Here is a 15,735-nt window from a genome sequence, read left to right on the forward strand (position 1 = left end):
GCGTGTGGGTGCGTGACGCGGGGTGTTTTAGGCGTTGATCTTGGCAAGCTCAGCAACGACGCGAGCCTCGAGGTCCTCGCGGAGGGACTCGACCGGAATGCGGCCGATGACCTCGGAGAAGAAGCCGTGGATGATGAGGCGGCGGGCCTCAGCCTCCGGAATACCGCGAGACATAAGGTAGAACAGCTCGAGGTCGTCGAAGCGGCCGACGGTGGCGGCGTGGCCGGCACCGACGATCTCGCCGGTCTGGATCTCCAAGTTCGGGATGGCGTCTGCACGCGCGCCCTCGGTGAGGATGAGGTTGTTATTGGTCTCGTAGGTGTCGGTGTTCGTGGCAGACGAACGGATGAGCACGTCGCCCACCCAGCAAGTGCGAGCTTCGTTGCGGTTCGAGGCGCCCATCGCGGCGACGGGGTTCGCGTCGTCCTGGCCGGCGACACCCTGGAGCGCGCCCTTGTAGAACACACGGGAACGGCAGTTCGGCACGTCGTGGTCCACGAGCAGGCGGTTCTCGAAGTACTGGCCGGAGTCCGCGAAGTAGACGCCGAGCATTTCGGCATCGGCACCCGGGGCGTCGAAGACGACGCGCGGGACGAGACGGACGATCTCGCCGCCGAAGACCGCAGTGTTGTGGCGGAAGACGGCGTCGCGGCCGAGCTTGACCACCTGGTGGCCGAGGTGGACCGCGTCATCTTCCCAGTCCGCGTCGACGACGACGGTGACGTTTGCGCCATCACCGAGGATGAACTCGACGTTATCCGCGTGCGTGCCGGAGCCAACGTACTTGAGCACGACGGTGGCCTGCGCGTGGTGGCCGACCTGGATGGAGGTCGCGCCAAAGGAGGTCACTCCCTCGCCAGCACCCGTGATGGTGACTTCCACCGGCTCGGCCGGGGTGGCCTCAGCGTCGATGGTCACAAGCTGAGCCTCGGGCATGGAGGTCCATGCCTGCGCCGCGACACGGTCGGCGGGGGCACCGGCAGTGCCCAAGCGGGCATCGGAAGGCTCAAGCCTCTCCGTGGAGACGCCAGCCGGCGTGGTGACCTGAATCTTCTGCGCGACAACCGGGGCGAACTGGCCGTTGTGCAGGCCGCGGAGCTTGCGCAGCGCGATAAAGCGCCAGACCTCGTCGCGGCCGTGCGGGACCGGGAAGTCCTCGACGTTGAAGGAAGTAAACTGATCGCCCTTCGTGACGTCAGCCGGGTTGAATTCGTTGGAGGCGACCACTGTCTAGCCCACCGATCCTTCCATCTGCAGTTCAATAAGGCGGTTGAGCTCGAGGGCGTATTCCATCGGGAGCTCCTTGGCAATCGGCTCGACGAAGCCGCGGACGATCATCGCCATGGCTTCCTCTTCCTCGAGGCCGCGGGACATGAGGTAGAACAGCTGCTCCTCAGAGACCTGGGAGACCGTTGCCTCGTGGCCGAGCGTGACGTACTCGTTGCGGATGTCGTTGTACGGGTACGTGTCCGAACGCGAGGTGTTATCCACGAGCAGGGCGTCACACTCGACGTTGGCCGTGGAGTGGTACGCGTTCGTGTTGACCTGGACCAGGCCGCGGTAGGCGGCGCGGCCACCGTTGCGGGCCACGGACTTAGAAATGATGTTGGACGACGTGCGCGGTGCCATGTGAACCATCTTGGAGCCGGTGTCTTGCACCTGGCCTTCACCTGCGAACGCCAGGGAGAGGACTTCGCCTTTGGCGTGCTCGCCGGTCATCCACACGGACGGGTACTTCATGGTGACCTTGGAGCCGATGTTGCCGTCGACCCATTCCATGGTGCCGCCCTCTTCGACCTTGGCGCGCTGGGTCACGAGGTTGTAGACGTTGGTGGACCAGTTCTGAATGGTGGTGTAGCGGCAGCGTCCGCCCTTCTTCACCACGATCTCGATGACACCGGTGTGCAGGGAGTCCGAGTTATAAATCGGGGCGGTGCAGCCCTCGATGTAGTGCACGTACGCGTCCTCTTCGACGATGATGAGGGTGCGCTCAAACTGACCCATGTTTTCGGTGTTGATGCGGAAGTAGGCCTGGAGCGGGATGTCCACGTGCACGCCCTTGGGGACGTAGACGAAAGAGCCGCCGGACCAGCAGGCGTTGTTCAGGGCGGAGAACTTGTTGTCGCCGGCCGGGATAACGGTGCCGAAGTACTCTTGGAGGATTTCCGGGTACTCGCGCACGGCGGTATCGGTATCGACGAAGATAACGCCCTGGGCCTCAAGATCCTCGCGGATCTTGTGGTAGACAACCTCGGACTCGTACTGTGCGGCGACGCCGGAGACGAGACGCTTCTTTTCTGCGTCCGGAATACCCAGCTTGTCGTAGGTTTCCTTAATGTCAGACGGGAGATCGTCCCAGGTCTGCGCCTGCTTCTCGGTGGAGCGAACGAAGTACTTAATGTTGTCGAAGTCGATGTCCGAAAGATCGGGGCCCCAGGTCGGGACCGGCTTCTTGTTAAAGATGCGCAGCGCCTTGAGACGGGACTCCAGCATCCATTCCGGCTCGTTCTTCTTCGCCGAGATGTCACGGACGACGTCTTCGCTCAGGCCGCGGTGTGCGGCCTGGCCAGCCTCGTCCGAGTCATGCCAGCCGTAGTCGTAACCACCGATGGAGGAGATGATCTCGTCATCACTCATCTTGGTTTCAAGCCCCGGTGCCGGTTGTGTTTGAGTCACAGCCCGCTCCTTTCACTTACTTTTTATCGATTACTGTCAGGGGGATATTTACGGGGATATTCGTGGTGCAGATGCCGTGACCGTCCGCAATAGAGGCCAAGGGCTGCACGTGTGTGCCTAATAGGGCGGAAAAGACTTCCTGCTCCGCCTCGCACAGCTCCGGGTGCTCCGCCGCGACGTGCACGACCGGGCAATGGTGCTGGCAGATCTGGATGCCGTGACCCGCGTTCGTCACCGTCGCGGCATAACCGTGGGCATCGAGCGCCTCGGCCAGCTTGCGGGCGGTGTCTTCCACGTCCTCGCCGGCGTCCGTCAACGGAGCGACGTCGTCGAGAAGACGCTGGAAGCGCGCCTTGGCGAAGAGCTTGACGGCCTCGGGTCCGCCCACGGCGCGCAGCGCGTCGAGGGCATCGGAAGCCAGCTCATCGTAGGCGTGGCCGAAATGGGCACGGCCCTGATCCGTGAGGCGGAAGTGTTTGGCCGGACGTCCACGCCCACCGGACCCGAGCTTGCCGGGGCGATGGACGATTTCGGTAAGGCCGTCTTCCACCAGAATGTCTAGATGCCGGCGCACGCCGGCGGCGGAAAGCCCAAGCTTCTTTCCCAGGTGGGATGCCGTCACAGGACCGTCTTTGAGCATGAGAAGCATAATCTGGCGGCGGGTGTCCCCCTCCGTCGACCGGGTTTCTTTCTGCACGTCTGCCTCGCGGGACGGCTGCGCGTGTTTCTTTTCTGCGCGTGCGGTGCGCGTGGAGCGCGTGCCGCGCGTAGCAGTTGTCTTCGAGGCGTTGCTGCTCGCCGAAACGGAGCGGGTCATCTCCTCGTCCACCTCCTGCTGGTTGTGGCGCCGTGTAGCGCGGCGCCGACATGAATAGAGAATCCTCATTCTGAGAAGTCCAAAGGGGCTTTACGCCTTTAGACAACACTAGTGTTCCCTAATTCATTCCCAAATGCCACCAGGGCTGCTCGACGGCGTGTCGTTGGTGCCCCCATTCCCCGTGTCGACCGGTATTCGGGCCCAAGTCGGCCTGCCCGCTAAAGTAGGGCGGGTGAAGGAGAACAACGCGGACCACGCGAGCACGACGGATACGTCGGCCCTGCGCGACGCTCTTCCGCGCCTCGGCGCCCCGGGCTCGCGTTCGGCGCTGCTCCATGCAGACGGCGCCACCGGAACCGAGTCTGACGCGCGCTTCGACCTCCTGCCTGTCGATGCCCCCGTGACGGAGCGCTCCACCATCAATCAGCTGCGCCGCTTCTTTGCGCTGCGCTGGATGGGTACGGCAGGCTCCCTGCTCATTGCATTCGGCGGCCTGGGTGCCGGCGCTTTGCCCGTGGTGGGCAATCCGTACGATAACGTGCCCTCGGGCGCGCTCATGTCGCGGCTGTTGCAGAGTTCCTCGGCGCTCGTCTTCGTCGGGATCGGCCTGCTCGTCGTGGCATGGGTAGGCATGGCGCCGTTTGTAGGCCACCGGATCCATCTGCCGCGCTACCGCTGGCGCGCGAGCGAGAAGGACCCGCGGGGTTGGTACCTCGTGCGTCCCGCCACGCCGCGCCGTGTACAACGGCTCGTCACCGAAGGTCAGATGTGGCGCACGTGGGCCGGCTGGGTCGTCCCGCTCATTTTCACTGCACCGTTGTTTACACAGGACATTTACTCGTACCTCGCCAACGGGTCCATCGTTCACCAGGGGCTCGACCCATACGCAGGCGGTCCGGTGGAGATCCTGGGCGCGGATAACCGGCTCGCGCGCTCTGTGCCCTTCATCTGGGCCAACTCTCCCTCGCCCTATGGGCCGGTCTCGCTCGGGCTCGCGGCTGCCATCAGCGTACTCACCCACGACTCGATTATGGCCGGGGTCATCGCGCACCGCCTCCTCTCGCTTGCAGGCATCGTCGCCGCGGGCTGGGCCACGGGACGCCTCGCCCGCCGCTGCCGCGTCTCCCCCGCCGCCGCCCTCTGGCTCGGCGTCCTCAATCCGCTCGCCATCCTCCATCTCGTGGGCGGCATCCACAACGAGTCCATCCTCTTGGGCCTCGTCCTCGTGGGCGTCGAGCTGGCGTTACGGGGCATCGATAAGCTGGGCCGCCTGGGTGACTGGCGCTGGCTGGGCTGGCTTATCGCCTCGGGCGTGCTCATAAGCTGCGCGGGCATGGTCAAGGTCACCGGTTTTATTGGGCTCGGTTTTACGGGCATGGCGCTTGCGCGCTGCCTCGCCCTGCGCCGCGGCTACTCGACGGCCCGGGCACTCGCGACCGCGGTCGCGGTCCAGGTCGTGACCCTGGCTGCATCCATTCTCGCGGTCTCGGCCATCACGGGGATCGGCCTCGGCTGGGTCACCGGTCAAGGTGGCGCTGCGACCATTCGTTCCTGGATTTCCATCTCCACGGACATCGGCGTCATCACCGGCTTCCTGGGCATGCTCCTGGGCCTGGGCGACCACACGGACGCCATCCTGTCTGTCACGCGCGCGGCCGGCGTGTTGCTCGCTGGCGCGTTTATGCTCCGCATGCTCTGGGCCACGTACCGCGGCGCCATCCATCCCGTGGGCGGCCTTGGCGTGGCCACCGCCGTCCTCGTCGCACTCTTTCCCGTCGTGCACCCCTGGTACATCCTGTGGGCTGTCTTTCCCCTGGCAGCGTGGGCAAACCGCCATTTCTTTCGCACCATCGTCGTGGCGTATTCGGTGCCCATGAGCTTCTTCGTGCTGCCCCGCGGCTTGGGCCTGCCGCCGGGCACGGTGCTCGTCATCTACCTTGCAGCGCTGGGCGCCTTCGCGGTTGTTGCTGGGACATGGGCGCTTCTTTTGCGTCGCGCGGGGCTTCATGACTTAGACTGAGTGTCCGTGAATACAACTTTTGACGGACACGAGGCAGCGCTCATCGTCGACTCTGTGGTCAAGGCTTTCGGCGCCACCCGCGCCGTCGACGGCCTGAGCTTCCACGTGAGCCGCGGCGAGCTGCTGTGCTTCCTCGGTCCCAATGGCGCCGGCAAGACGACGACCATCGAAATGTGCGAGGGCTTTGCCGCCCCCACCTCGGGCTCCATCCGCGTGCTGGGCCTTGACCCAGCGACGAATCCGGACGGCGTCCGCGAGCGCATCGGCATCATGCTCCAAGGCGGCGGCTCCTACTCCGGCATTCGCGTCCGCGAGATGCTTGAACTAACCGCGCGCTATTCCCGCAACCCGCTTGACCCGGACTGGCTCATCGAGGTTCTCGGGCTCGAAGGCGTGGCGAAGAATACCTACCGGCGCCTCTCCGGCGGCCAGCAGCAGCGCCTCTCACTCGCGCTCGCGCTCATCGGCCGCCCCGAGCTCGTCTTTCTCGACGAGCCCACCGCCGGCATGGACGCGCAGTCGCGCCTCGCGGTGTGGGAACTCATTCGCGCTCTCAAGCGCGACGGCGTGACCGTCGTACTCACCACCCACCTCATGGACGAGGCCGAGGCCCTCGCGGACCGCGTCATCATCATCGACCATGGCCGCAAGGTCGCTGAGGGTACCCCCGCGGAGCTCATGGACGACAACCGCGGCGCGCAGCTCACCTTTGAGACCGATTGCGAGGTTGACCTCGCCGCACTTCCAGTCAAGGCCGTCGCGCAGCGCCCCTTGCACTACGCGCTTGCCGATGCCCCCACTCCTGCCACCATCGCCGCCCTCACCGCCGCACTCGCCGACCAGGGCGTGCTCCTGCGCCGCCTCGACGCGGCACACGCAACGCTCGAGGACGTCTTCCTCGAACTCACCGGCCGCGAACTGCGCAGCTAACTCACGTTCAAGTTTTGGAGACACCATGACGACATATCAACCCGGCACCTTCACGCCAGCGCCCCAGCGCGCCGGCGTGGGCGCCATCCTCAAGGCGCAGGGCGCCATCGAGTCGAAACTCTTGCTGCGCCACGGTGAGCAACAGCTGCTCAGCATCGTCATCCCCATCATGCTGCTCATCGGCGGCGCGCGTCTCGGCGACGCTGTCTCGCTGCCCGGCAGCGCCCAGGCCAACGGACTCGACGAGCTCTTCCCCATGGTCCTCGCCGTCGCGGCGACCTCGGCGGGCTTTACGGGCCAGGCCATCTCGCTCGCCTTCGACCGCCGCTACGGCGCGCTCAAGCGCACCGGCGCCTCAGGCGTGCCCGCGTGGGCCATCATCGGCGGCAAGATCATCGGCGTGGCCTCGATGGTCCTTGTCCAAGTGGTCGTGCTGGGCCTGACGGCTTATCTCGTGGGCTTTCGCACCTCACCGGGCGGCGTGCTGCTCGCGGCCGTCACGCTCGTCTTCGGCGTCGCGGCGTTTACCGCGCTCGGCCTCATCCTAGGCGGCACGATGTCGAGCGAGCTCGTCCTCGCTCTCGCCAACCTCGTCTGGTTCCTGCTGCTCGGCGTCGTGGGCTGGGCCATGTACTCTACGGGCCTGGGCCACAACGGCGTACTCACGCTCGTGCCCACCGTGGCACTCGCCGGCGGGCTCACTGACGCCTTCCGCGGCGAGATTCCGCTCTTCCAGATCCTCGTCCTCGTGGGTTGGGCGGTCGCCGCGTCGGCTATCGCGGTGAAATGGTTCCGGTTCGACGGCTAAAACCTGCTGAATGTGACTTTTATCTTGAATAGGTCCGGTACGGCCCTAATTGTTACGGGAAGTTCCGTAAAGAAAGGTAACCTCAAGAATCGTGAACATCTCTGAACGTATTCGTCTCTTCTTCCGCGAGGCCGTGCCCACCTTGCACCAGCAGCGCGTTATCGCGATGATCCTGCTGCTGTGCCAGGGCGGGATCACAGTGAGCGGTTCCATCGTCCGCGTCACCGGATCCGGCCTGGGCTGCGATACGTGGCCCAATTGCCAACAAGGCTCTCTCGTGCCCGTGCAGGGCGCGGCGCCTGCCATTCACCAGGCCATCGAGTTCGGCAACCGCCTCCTCACCTTCGTCGACGCCGCGGCTGCTGCCGCCGCTGTCATCGCCATGTACATGGCCTGCCGCCGCACCGAGCTCAAGGTCTACGCCTGGCTCAACGTAGCCGGTATCGTGCTGCAAGCGATCATCGGTGGCATCTCCGTCCACCTCGACCTGCGTTGGTGGGCCGTGGCGCTCCACTTCCTGCCGTCCATGGTCCTCGTCTGGCTCGCCGCGATGCTCTACAACCGTATCCTCCAGCCGGATGACGGCACCCCGGAGCACACCTTCCCGCAGTTCATCCGCTCGCTGGCCGTCGTCGCCACCGTTGCACTGTCCGTCGTCCTCATCACGGGCACGATGGTCACCGGCTCGGGCGTCCACTCCGGCGACGACGGCGTGGGCATGGAAGGCCGCCTCGAGGTCGACACCGAGTGGATGGCACTCACGCACGCGTTCTGCATGTACATCTACCTCATTCTCACCGTGGTCACCGTCATCATGCTCTACCGCCACCGCGCACCACAGGTGGCGAAGAAGGCGGGCCTGGTGCTCATCCTGGCGATTGTGATTCAGTGGGCCATCGGCGTCATTCAGTTCCGCCTCGGCATTCCGCGGTGGACCGTCCCCGTCCACATCGCCATGTCGTCTGTGGTCACTGCCTTTACCGCACTGCTGTGGTCGAACGGCATGATCCGCTCCTACGGCACGCTGGATCTCATCACCGGCTCACCGCGCGGTGACGAAAAGTATGCCCTGCGCCGCGAATCTCTAGCGGCACGTGTCTAGGGTTCGGTAGCCTAAGTAGCATGTTTGCTATTCAGGTTTCCCGCCCCGGCGGCCCAGAAGTCCTCGAGTACGTCGAGGTCAACGCCCCCACTCCCACCGACGATCAGGTCTTGGTCGCCGTGGACGTGGCGGGCGTTAACTATATCGACACCTACTATCGCGAGGGCATTTATCACGCGAAGACCCCCTTCGTCCCCGGGTTTGAGGGCACCGGCCGTGTGCTCAAAGACCCGCGCGGCGAGATTGCCGAGGGCACCAAGGTGGCCTGGGACCAGTCCTTCGGCTCCTACGCGGAGCAGGTCTGCGTCGACCGCAACCGCCTCGTCGCCGTGCCCGATGATTTCTCCGACGAGGTTGCAGCCTCCATGCTCCTCCAGGGCATCACGGCGCACTACCTCACGCACGGCGTCTACCAGCTCGGTGAGGGCGCGTCCTGCCTCATCACCGCCGGCGCCGGCGGCGTAGGCCTCATCGCCACCCAGATGGCCAAGACGCTCGGCGCGACCGTCTACACGGTCGTCTCCTCCGACGAGAAGGAGCAGCTGTCCTACGACGCTGGCGCCGACCATGTCTTCCGCTACTCCGAGGGCCTGGCCGAGGAAGTCCGCCGCTTCAACGGCGGCCGCGGCGTCGACGTTGTCTACGACGGCGTGGGTAAGGACACCTTCCAGGAATCCCTCGAGGTCGTTCGCCCTCGCGGCACGGTCTGTCTCTTCGGCGCTGCATCTGGCCCCGTCCCGCCGGTCGACCCGCAGGTGCTCAACACGCACGGCTCTATCTTCCTCACCCGCCCGTCCATCGGCGCGTGGACGTCCCAGGAAGGTGAGTTCCAGATGCGCGCCCAGGCCGTCGTCCAAGCGGTCGCCGACGGTCACCTCTCGTTCCGAGTCGCAGCGAGCTACCCACTCAAGGACGCAGCCCAGGCGCACCGCGACCTCCAGGACCGCAAGACCACCGGCTCCATCGTCCTGCGCGTCCACGACTAAGCATCGACAACCCAGAAGGGATCCGCCAGACGGGTTCTAGCCAGTTCCAATACTCGCTCGATACCCTCTGCGGATCCCTTTTTTGTGCGGAAGCCCCTAGAAGAGCACCGCCGACCAGCCGAGCATGCGGCCGATGGGCTCCCAGCCCACCACGGCGTCGATGGACAAGCCAATGAAGAGCACGGACAGGTAATTGTTCGAGTAGATGAACAAGCGCATGGGCTTGACCTTCTCGCCCTTCTTCACGCCTTGGTGCAGGCGCACGGCCATCCACAGGAAGACCGCGCCCGAGAGAATCGAAGCGACCAGGTAAATCCAGCTTGCCGCCGGAATGATGAGGAAGGACACGATGAGCGTGCCAATCGTATACCAGATGATTTGGCGGGTGACGACGACCTCGGGGGCGACCACGGGGAGCATCGGCACGCCCGCCGCCTTGTAGTCCTCGCGGTACTTCATGGCCAAGGCCCACGTGTGCGGCGGGGTCCAGAAAAAGATGATGAGGAAGAGCACGATGGCCTGCCACCAGCGGTCGGGCTCGGCGTCGGGCGCGTTATCGCGGATGACGGCCCAACCGACCATGGCGGGCATGCAGCCGGCGAGGCCGCCCCACACGATGTTCTGGCTGTTGCGCATCTTCAAAAACTTCGTGTACACGATGGCATAGAAAAAGTTCGTGAGGATGACGAAGAAGGCCGCGAGCCACGAGTGAGCGAGCACGCCCAGCCACAGCACGGACAGCGCCAGCATGATCCACGCGAAGATGGCGGCGTTGCGGCGCGTCACGGTGTGGCGGACTAGGGGACGTGCGCGGGTGCGCTGCATCTTCTGGTCGAGCTCGAACTCAAGCACGTTGTTAAAGGTGTGCGCGGCGGCCGCGCCCATCCAGCCGCCGAAGATGGTGGACACGATGAGCCACAGGTTGTCGGCTACGGCGTCGACGCCGCGCTGCGCCTGGAGCATGGCCGGGATGGCGGCGACGAGAAGGAGCTCGATGATCCTCGGCTTCGTCAGCGCAATATAGGCCTTGATTGTCTCCAAGGGATAGCCCTCCAGCCTTCCAATTCGCATGTGTATCCAGCGCCGCGGCCTGTACCCCGGCGGGAAGGTGCGCAGCCCCACAAGGCGCGCATTCTAAGTAGTCGCATGTACTTATTCAAAAGTTCCCGTGGTCCGCGCGCTGATTTTCTACAGGTTGCCTCCGCAGGTCGGCCAGCGCGCAGCGCGAAAGGTGCGCCAACAGCACCCCACAGACTACCGGTAAGTGGGCAGAGATCCCGAATCTGGCGCGCGGAGGAATTATTGGTGGGGGTAAGCGGCGTGGCCGTCTACACTAAAAGGGGTCAGTTAATAGATATGTATACGAGAAGAGTGAGTGAGGTTTAAAGACTCTTATGTCGACGTCCCCCTCGAATTCCACCGCCCCAGCGCTGACCCCAGAGCTGGAAGCCAAGACGGTCCGCAACTATCCCGCCGACTGGAGCGATCTGGACACCAAGGCGATCGACACCGTGCGCGTGCTCGCTGCCGATGCCGTCCAGAACTGCGGCTCCGGCCACCCCGGCACCGCCATGTCCCTGGCTCCCCTGGCGTACACGCTCTACCAGCGTGTCCTTAACCACGATCCGAAGGACCCCGAGTGGGCTGGCCGCGACCGCTTCGTGCTGTCGGTCGGGCACTCCTCGCTCACCCAGTACATTCAGCTCTTCCTCGGCGGCTTCGGTCTCGAAATGGACGACCTTAAGGCACTGCGCACATGGGGCTCGCTCACGCCGGGCCACCCGGAGGTCCACCACACCAAGGGCGTCGAAATCACCACGGGCCCGCTGGGCCAGGGCCTCGCGTCGTCTGTGGGTATGGCGATGGCCGCCCGCAAGGAGCGCGGTCTATTCGACCCGGAGGCTCCCGCCGGCGAGTCCCCGTTCGACCACTTCATCTACACCATCTGCTCCGACGGCGATGTCCAGGAGGGCGTAACCTCTGAGGCCTCCTCGCTGGCTGGCACGCAGAAGCTGGGCAACCTCATCGTCTTCTGGGACGACAACAACATCTCTATCGAGGACGACACCAACGTCGCCTTCCAGGAAGACACCGCGGCCCGCTACGAGGCCTACGGTTGGCACGTCCAGACCGTCGAGTCCGGTGAGGACGTCGTGGCCATCCTCGAGGCCGTGAAGAACGCCCAGGCGGAGTCCGAACGTCCGTCTTTCATTCGCGTAAAGACCGTCATCGGCTACCCGGCCCCGAACAAGATGAACACCGGTGGCGTCCACGGCGCTGCCCTGGGTGACGACGAGGTCGCCGCTGTCAAGGATGTCCTCGGCTTCGATCCCGAGCAGTCCTTCTTCATCGAGGACGAGGTCCTCGCGCATACGCGTAAGCTCACCGAGCGCGGCGCCGCCACCCACGCCGAGTGGCAGAAGAAGTTCGACGCGTGGGCTACGGCCAACCCAGACAACAAGGCGCTCTTCGACCGCATGACCGCCCGTGAGCTGCCGGCCGACTTCGACGCGGAGCTGCCCGTGTGGCAGGCCGGTGAAAAGCTCGCCACCCGCAAGGCCTCCGAGGCCGCCATCCAGGCGCTCGCTGCCAAGGTTCCGGAGATGTGGGGCGGCTCCGCCGACCTCGCTGGCTCTAACAACACGGTCATCAAGGGCGCGGATTCCTTCGGTCCGGACTCCATCACGACCACTACATGGACCGCGTCGCCTACCGGCCGCAACCTCCACTTCGGCATTCGTGAGCACGGCATGTCCGCCATCATGAATGGCATCGCCCTGCACGGCAATACTCGCGTCTACGGCGGCACGTTCCTCATCTTCTCCGAGTACATGTACCCCGCCGTCCGCCTGGGCGCGCTCATGTCCACGGATACCTACTACGTGTGGACGCACGACTCCATCGGCCTCGGCGAGGACGGCCCGACCCACCAGCCGGTCGAGACCCTCGCTGCCCTGCGCGCCATCCCGAACCTCTCCGTCATCCGCCCGGCCGACGCGAACGAGACCGCCCAGGCCTGGGCCGCCGCGTTCGAGTACAAGGCCGCTCCGAAGGGCCTCGCGCTCTCTCGCCAGGGCCTGCCAGTGCTTGAGGGCACCGCAGAGAAGGCTCACGACGGCGTCCGCCGCGGCGCCTATGTCTTGGTGGAGGGCTCCAAGGAGACCCCGGACGTCATCCTCATCGCCACCGGCTCCGAGGTGCAGCTCGCCGTCGAGGCCGCACAGACCCTCGAGGAGGCCGGCACCGCCACCCGCGTCGTCTCCGCGCCGTGCCTCGAGTGGTTCGACGAGCAGGACGAGGCCTACCGCGAGTCCGTCCTCCCGTCCGCCGTTCGCGCCCGCGTCTCCATCGAGGCCGCCGTCGCCATGCCGTGGTTCAAGTACACCGGCACCTTCGGCCGCAACGTCTCCCTCGAGCACTTCGGCGCTTCCGCCCCGGCCGAGGAACTCTTCGAGAAGTTCGGCTTTACTGCCGATGCCGTCGTTACGGCCGCCCAGGAGTCCCTGGCCGCCGCAGCCAAGGCCTAAATTTTGCACCTACGCGCAAAGGAGTTTTGTTGAGTATGAGCAACTACATTGACACGCTGCACACCCTGGGCACCTCCACGTGGCTCGATGACCTCTCCCGAGATCGCCTCCAGTCAGGCAACCTGCAGGAGATCATCGACACGAAGTCCATCGTCGGCGTGACTACCAACCCGGCCATCTTCGCTGCGGCGATGGGCCAGGGCACGGCCTATGACGAGGACATCGCCAAGCTCAAGGCGGAAGGCGCGTCCGTGGACGAGGCCGTCTACTCGCTCGCCATCGACGACGTCCGCGCTGCGTGCGACGTCTTCGCGCCCATTTACGAGGCCTCTGGTCACAAGGACGGCCGCGTGTCCATCGAGGTCGACCCGCGCATTTCTGACGATGCCGCCGCGACCATCGCCCAGGCCCGCGAGCTGTGGGCCAAGGTCGACCGCCCCAACCTCATGATCAAGATCCCGGCGACGGACGGCTCCTTGCCGGCCATCTCGGACGCGCTGGCCGAGGGCATGTCGGTCAACGTCACGCTGATCTTCTCCGTGGCGCGCTACCGCCAGGTCATCGCCGCGTTCAAGGAGGGCATCCGCCGCGCCGCCGAGGCTGGCGTTGACGTGCGCACCATCCACTCCGTGGCCTCCTTCTTCGTCTCCCGCGTCGACACCGAGGTCGACAAGCGCCTCGAGGCGATCGGCTCTGAAGAAGCACTCGCACTGCGCGGCCTCGCCGGCGTGGCGAACGCACACCTCGCTTACGGCCTCTTCGTCGACGAGTTTGCGAACGCCACGGATCTGCCGGAGGGCACCAACGTCCAGCGTCCGCTGTGGGCGTCGACCGGTGTGAAGAACCCGGAGTACCCCGCCACGCTTTACGTCTCCGAGCTCGCTGGTCCCAACACGGTCAACACTATGCCGGAAAAGACCATCGACGCCGTTCTCGATTTGGGCAACCTGCACGGTGACACACTCACCGGCACCGCTGCCGCGGCCCAGGAGACCTTCGACAAGCTCGCTGCCGTCGGCATCGATTTCGACGATGTTTTCGCCGTCCTCGAACGTGAGGGTGTAGAGAAGTTCGTCGCCGCCTGGAACGAGCTGCTCGAGTCCATGAGCGCCCGCCTCTAGTCGCCGCCACGCGCGCTATTTACGGCCGACACCGCCTCACCGCGGTGCCGGCCTTTTCACGTTGTGGGCACCGTGGAGCCGCCGCGCGCCCCACGCTGTTCCTCTTGAGCGCCGTGAGGGGTTAGACTAACTGTCGTTCTTAGTGGCTGCCGCGATCCTCGCGGCACCCTCACTGTGGTGAAAGGAAGCATCTGCCCCGTGACTGCCCCACGACCCTGGGTCAATCCCCTGCGCGACGCCAACGACAAGCGCCTACCGCGCATTGCGGGCCCCTCCGGCATGGTCATCTTCGGCGTAACCGGAGACCTCGCCTACAAGAAACTCCTTCCCGCTATCTATGACCTGGCGAACCGCGGCCTGCTTCCTGCTGGTTTCACGCTCGTGGGCTTCGGCCGCCGCCAGTGGTCGAAGCAGGATTTCTGCGACTACGTGCGCGGCGCCGTAGAAAAGGGCGCACGCACCACCTTCAGCGAAAACGTGTGGACGCACTTGGCCGAAGGTATCGAATTCGTCACTGGTAGCTTCGACGACGCCGGCTTCGATCTCCTCCGCGACCGCCTTGCCGAGCTCGACGTCGCCCGCGGTACCGGCAGCAACTGGGCCTATTACCTGTCGGTCCCGCCGGACTTCTTCTCCACAATCTGCCACCAGATGCAGCGCGTCGGCATGGCCACGCCCGCCGAGGGCACGGACGCCTGGCGCCGCGTCATCATCGAAAAGCCCTTCGGCCACGATCAAGAGTCGGCACGCAAACTCAACGCCATCGTCAACGCCGTCTTCCCCGAGTCCTCGGTCTTCCGTATCGACCACTATCTCGGCAAGGAAACGGTGCAAAACATCCTGGCCCTGCGTTTCGCCAACCAGATCTTCGAGCCGATGTGGAACGCCCACTACATCGACCACGTCCAGATCACCATGGCCGAGGACATCGGCTTGGGCGGCCGTGCAGGCTACTACGACGGCATCGGCGCCGCCCGCGACGTCATCCAGAACCATCTCCTCCAATTGCTCGCGCTCGTCGCCATGGAAGAGCCCTCTTCCTTCGAGCCCGCCGCGCTTCAGGCCGAGAAGATCAAGGTTCTGCGCGCCACGAAGCCCGAGTACCCGCTCAATAAGACGACCGCCCGCGGCCAATACGCCGCCGGTTGGCAAGGCTCCGAGTATGTCCAAGGCCTGCGCGAGGAAGAGGGCTTCGACCCACACTCCTCCACGGAGACCTATGCCGCGTGCACGCTCTCGGTGAACTCCCGCCGCTGGGCCGGCGTGCCGTTCTACCTGCGCACGGGCAAGCGCCTGGGCCGCCGCGTCACCGAGATCGCCCTCGTGTTCAAGCACGCGCCCTACCAGCCTTTCGGCGAAGGCCAAACCGAGGCCCTCGGCCAAAACGCCGTCGTCATCCGTGTCCAGCCGGACGAGGGCGTGACCATGCGTTTCGGTTCCAAGGTCCCCGGCTCCACGATGGAGGTCCGTGACGTCAACATGGACTTCGCCTACGCCGAGGCCTTCACGGAGGAATCCCCCGAAGCCTATGAGCGCCTCATCCTCGACGCCCTGCTCGATGAGTCCTCGCTGTTCCCCACGAACGCCGAGGTCGAGCTGTCCTGGTCCATCCTCGACCCCATCCTCAACTACTGGGCCGAGGCCGGACAGCCGGAGGAATACCCCGCAGGCACGTGGGGCCCGCGCTCGGCCGACCGCATGCTCGCGCGCCGTGGCCACGCCTGGCGCCGCCCCTAACCACCAGCTCG

General features: G+C 65.1%; 12 protein-coding genes. 8 read left to right on the plus strand and 4 right to left on the minus strand.

The features are described from left to right. Positions 1 to 27: 27 nt before the first annotated feature. The 3 genes from sufD to HMPREF3227_RS12005 are packed head-to-tail and all read right to left on the minus strand — an operon-like array spanning position 28 to position 3,493. Positions 28 to 1,227, minus strand: coding sequence for a Fe-S cluster assembly protein SufD (gene sufD / locus HMPREF3227_RS11995; RefSeq protein ID WP_066513336.1), 1,200 nt, complete (start codon positions 1,225 to 1,227; stop codon positions 28 to 30). Positions 1,228 to 1,230: 3 nt separating this feature from the next. After that, positions 1,231 to 2,637 (minus strand): Fe-S cluster assembly protein SufB, encoded by a 1,407-nt coding sequence (gene sufB, locus HMPREF3227_RS12000; RefSeq protein WP_141629215.1) that lies wholly within the window; start codon positions 2,635 to 2,637, stop codon positions 1,231 to 1,233. A gap of 55 nt (positions 2,638 to 2,692) precedes the next feature. Next, the gene (locus HMPREF3227_RS12005) at positions 2,693 to 3,493 is read right to left on the minus strand and encodes a helix-turn-helix transcriptional regulator (RefSeq protein WP_082723336.1); all 801 of its coding nucleotides are present in this window, start codon (positions 3,491 to 3,493) and stop codon (positions 2,693 to 2,695) included. A 232-nt stretch (positions 3,494 to 3,725) separates the two neighbouring features. Between HMPREF3227_RS12005 and mptB the strand changes: the two genes are divergently transcribed. The 5 genes from mptB (at position 3,726) to HMPREF3227_RS12030 (ending at position 9,339) form a co-directional block, all read left to right on the plus strand. Further along, entirely contained in the window at positions 3,726 to 5,513 is a 1,788-nt protein-coding gene (mptB, locus tag HMPREF3227_RS12010; RefSeq protein WP_066493239.1) for a polyprenol phosphomannose-dependent alpha 1,6 mannosyltransferase MptB, read from the plus strand. A gap of 6 nt (positions 5,514 to 5,519) precedes the next feature. Continuing rightward, entirely contained in the window at positions 5,520 to 6,443 is a 924-nt protein-coding gene (locus HMPREF3227_RS12015; protein ID WP_066493325.1) for an ABC transporter ATP-binding protein, read from the plus strand. A gap of 25 nt (positions 6,444 to 6,468) precedes the next feature. Then, on the plus strand, positions 6,469 to 7,251 hold the full coding sequence (locus HMPREF3227_RS12020) for an ABC transporter permease (protein WP_066513338.1): 783 nt from the start codon (positions 6,469 to 6,471) through the stop codon (positions 7,249 to 7,251). 166 nt (positions 7,252 to 7,417) lie between these two features. Beyond that, positions 7,418 to 8,353 (plus strand): COX15/CtaA family protein, encoded by a 936-nt coding sequence (locus tag HMPREF3227_RS12025; RefSeq protein WP_082750362.1) that lies wholly within the window; start codon positions 7,418 to 7,420, stop codon positions 8,351 to 8,353. 20 nt (positions 8,354 to 8,373) lie between these two features. Next, the gene (locus HMPREF3227_RS12030) at positions 8,374 to 9,339 is read left to right on the plus strand and encodes a quinone oxidoreductase family protein (protein ID WP_066513344.1); all 966 of its coding nucleotides are present in this window, start codon (positions 8,374 to 8,376) and stop codon (positions 9,337 to 9,339) included. A 96-nt stretch (positions 9,340 to 9,435) separates the two neighbouring features. Here HMPREF3227_RS12030 and HMPREF3227_RS12035 read toward each other — a convergent pair whose 3' ends face one another. Further along, positions 9,436 to 10,380 (minus strand): heme o synthase, encoded by a 945-nt coding sequence (locus HMPREF3227_RS12035; protein ID WP_066493320.1) that lies wholly within the window; start codon positions 10,378 to 10,380, stop codon positions 9,436 to 9,438. Between the two features lie 353 nt (positions 10,381 to 10,733). On the opposite strand from HMPREF3227_RS12035, the gene tkt reads away from it, so the two are divergent. The 3 genes from tkt (at position 10,734) to zwf (ending at position 15,724) form a co-directional block, all read left to right on the plus strand. Further along, complete coding sequence (gene tkt / locus HMPREF3227_RS12040; RefSeq protein ID WP_066513346.1) at positions 10,734 to 12,866, plus strand: transketolase; 2,133 nt, start codon at positions 10,734 to 10,736, stop codon at positions 12,864 to 12,866. Positions 12,867 to 12,901: 35 nt separating this feature from the next. After that, complete coding sequence (tal, locus tag HMPREF3227_RS12045) at positions 12,902 to 13,987, plus strand: transaldolase (RefSeq protein WP_066493226.1); 1,086 nt, start codon at positions 12,902 to 12,904, stop codon at positions 13,985 to 13,987. Between the two features lie 198 nt (positions 13,988 to 14,185). Then, on the plus strand, positions 14,186 to 15,724 hold the full coding sequence (gene zwf, locus HMPREF3227_RS12050) for a glucose-6-phosphate dehydrogenase (RefSeq protein ID WP_082750359.1): 1,539 nt from the start codon (positions 14,186 to 14,188) through the stop codon (positions 15,722 to 15,724). Positions 15,725 to 15,735: the final 11 nt, after the last annotated feature.

Source organism: Corynebacterium sp. CMW7794, assembly GCF_001563605.1.
GTDB lineage: Bacteria > Actinomycetota > Actinomycetes > Mycobacteriales > Mycobacteriaceae > Corynebacterium > Corynebacterium phoceense.

What these genes read in the sequence shown, in the direction of transcription:
- tal (WP_066493226.1), top strand. Translation starts at nt 12,902, where the DNA reads ATGAGCAACTACATTGACACGCTGCACACCCTGGGCACCTCCACGTGG.
- HMPREF3227_RS12030 (WP_066513344.1), top strand. Translation starts at nt 8,374, where the DNA reads ATGTTTGCTATTCAGGTTTCCCGCCCCGGCGGCCCAGAAGTCCTCGAG.
- HMPREF3227_RS12020 (WP_066513338.1), top strand. Translation starts at nt 6,469, where the DNA reads ATGACGACATATCAACCCGGCACCTTCACGCCAGCGCCCCAGCGCGCC.
- tkt (WP_066513346.1), top strand. Translation starts at nt 10,734, where the DNA reads ATGTCGACGTCCCCCTCGAATTCCACCGCCCCAGCGCTGACCCCAGAG.
- HMPREF3227_RS12025 (WP_082750362.1), top strand. Translation starts at nt 7,418, where the DNA reads ATGATCCTGCTGCTGTGCCAGGGCGGGATCACAGTGAGCGGTTCCATC.
- HMPREF3227_RS12005 (WP_082723336.1), bottom strand. Translation starts at nt 3,493, where the DNA reads ATGACCCGCTCCGTTTCGGCGAGCAGCAACGCCTCGAAGACAACTGCT.
- sufB (WP_141629215.1), bottom strand. Translation starts at nt 2,637, where the DNA reads ATGAGTGATGACGAGATCATCTCCTCCATCGGTGGTTACGACTACGGC.